This is a genomic window from Tunicatimonas sp. (assembly GCF_049647865.1).
In the GTDB taxonomy this organism is placed as follows: Bacteria; Bacteroidota; Bacteroidia; order Cytophagales; family Cyclobacteriaceae; genus Tunicatimonas.
In genome coordinates this window covers 1-2,339 of sequence record NZ_JBARYM010000170.1, presented here as the reverse complement: position 1 = coordinate 2,339, position 2,339 = coordinate 1, and the positions used below count along the sequence as shown (strand labels likewise).

Annotated in this window: 2 protein-coding genes; both read right to left on the bottom strand. The window is 41.4% G+C overall.

Annotation, left to right across the window (positions count from 1 at the left end):
• Window positions 1-189: 189 nt before the first annotated feature.
• Window positions 190-1,194: a glycosyltransferase family 2 protein gene (locus tag WBA23_RS05190; RefSeq protein ID WP_424581187.1), complete on the bottom strand. Its 1,005-nt coding sequence runs from the start codon at window positions 1,192-1,194 to the stop codon at window positions 190-192.
• 63 nt (window positions 1,195-1,257) lie between these two features.
• On the bottom strand, window positions 1,258-1,935 hold the full coding sequence (gene msrA, locus WBA23_RS05185; RefSeq protein WP_424581186.1) for a peptide-methionine (S)-S-oxide reductase MsrA: 678 nt from the start codon (window positions 1,933-1,935) through the stop codon (window positions 1,258-1,260).
• Window positions 1,936-2,339 lie beyond the last annotated feature (404 nt).

The window sequence follows — 2,339 nt, the reverse complement described above, 5'->3', positions numbered from 1 at the left end:
ATCCAGAAGTGCATCAACAGTTTACTTCGCCCGATGTTAAGCTCGTAGCACTAGATAAGCCAGGTACGCACTTCATTGGTAGCGAAATAAAGTCGAAGGACTGGAAAACAGCTCAACAAGAAATTCTCAAGTTTTGCCAACAGACGCTTGGCGTACCGTAAATCCACTAGAAATAGCGTAAGGGTATATTTAGGCAACTAGCAAAAAATGTATAGCTTCATGATACCCTTTATCAACAAGAAATTGCCTGATTTCTTCCCGCTTCCCACGATTGCTAACATAAGAAAGAATAAAATACTGACCCGGAGGAGCTATATCTTTAAAATAGATACAGGGCTTTTCCTGAACCTTATTAGGAACGATATCAATGAACGCGGTGATCTCAACCTGGTATTCTTCCAGCAATTTTACTCGCTGACGAGCTTTACGACCGGCCCCCCAGACGACTACTGCCGGATGAAAAGGGTTATTCTGGCAAAGCCATTCTGCTAAGTATATGGTTTTAATTTGATAAAATGCTTCGGTAGAGTACCGAGAACCCGTGCGGGTAAGCCGGGTTGAGCTATCGTGCCAATCAAGAATGATATTCGGTATTTTGGCGAAAGTAGCGCCTTTCTGTAGCCAACGCAATACCAATTCGTAGTCTTCGGGAAATCCGCCGTTTTGGTAAGATCCGTATTTTTCTAGGCTGCTGCGACGAAACACCAGGGTTGGGTTAATAGTCGGTAACTCAACAAACTGATTATCAGCAATTTGTTTAGAAGTAACCAATGTATTTGACCAATTGACATAATGTTTCATACCCGCTTGCATGGCGTTAGCTTTATAAGCTACTAACCCGCTAACGGCATCTACTTCGTCATGATTTTCTAAGTAGCGGACTTGTTGTTCTAAACGGAGGGGGTAGCTGTAGTCATCCGCATCCATCCGGGCAATATATTTTCCTCGAGCGAAGGCCAGACCAGCGTTAAAAGCAAACGTAACTCCTTGCGTATTCTCTTTGATTAAATGAATACGTACATCTTTCTGAGTGTAGCGTTTGGCGATCTGAGCACTATTGTCGGTAGATTGATTGTTAACTAAGATTAATTCCCAGTAGGTATAGGTTTGCTGAACGATGCTTTCAATAGCCTTATCCAGTGTCAGTTCAGCATTGAAAAAGGGGAGAATAACCGAAACGAGAGATAATTGCATCGATCAAAAAAGACGTTGCTCAAAGTTAGCAACGTCTCAGTCTAGTTTTTAAGAAAAGCTATTTTAGCTGTTTACACCGTCTTTTAGCAAGGCAGTATAGTTCTTCTTTAACTTATTCACTTTAGGTTTAGCTATGTTCTGAATGTACGGATTTCCTGGATTTAGTTCGTAGTAATCTTGGTGGTAATCTTCGGCTATCCAAAATTTTTCGTGCGATACTAACTGAGTAACTATCGGCTTATCGTACTTACCTGAGTCATCAAGTTTCTTCATGTACTTCTCAGCCTGCTGCTGCTGCTCTTGGTCGTGATAAAAAACTGCGGATCGGTATTGCTCGCCTACGTCGGGTCCTTGTCGGTTAAGTTGAGTAGGGTCCATTGTTCCGAAGAATACTTCTAACAATTGGGCGTAGGTAATTACTTCTGGGTCGTAGTAAATCTGAATCGCTTCGGCATGGTCAGTACGGCCGTTACTTACCTGTTTGTAGGTAGGATTCTTCTGAGTTCCCCCGGTATAACCGGATACCACACTTTTCACGCCCTTTACTCGCTCAAAAACCGCTTCAGTACACCAGAAGCAGCCCCCAGCAAAAGTAGCCGTATCCAGTTGTGCCTTTTCCGATTCGGTAAGCGATGCGGGTGAAACCGTTAGTGGCTCATCAGATTGACTTCCCGTCGATGGAGCGGTGCAGTACACTGCTATTAGGGAAAAGAATAATATAAATACGATGTTCTTGTTCATTACTCTAATTTTTGTCTCATTAATAATATCAGCTAAGTCTTGCTCTCATCAAACAGAGCCACACTTAACTAACGAGCAGTACGAAGCAAAGTTTGATTATTAGTCTACAGTTGATAGTCCACCACCCATGGTTTCTAGAGTAGCGTCTGCTATATTACAAAATGGTCGTTGGCTGCAAACTAAAAGCTATTGACTATATCACTAGTACAGATTTTAATGAGCTTGTACTAGATATAAACAATATAATCTTGACCATCTATTATTAGCTTTTGCAGTATTTAGTTTCTCTTCTTCGTATTCATGAAGAACTACTACGGTATTAGAATCGCTGATAGTACAAATGTTGTAGTAACTAGTAGATTTTGGATGGATCATGAATCTAAATTTAGTCTGCTCGCTAGGAT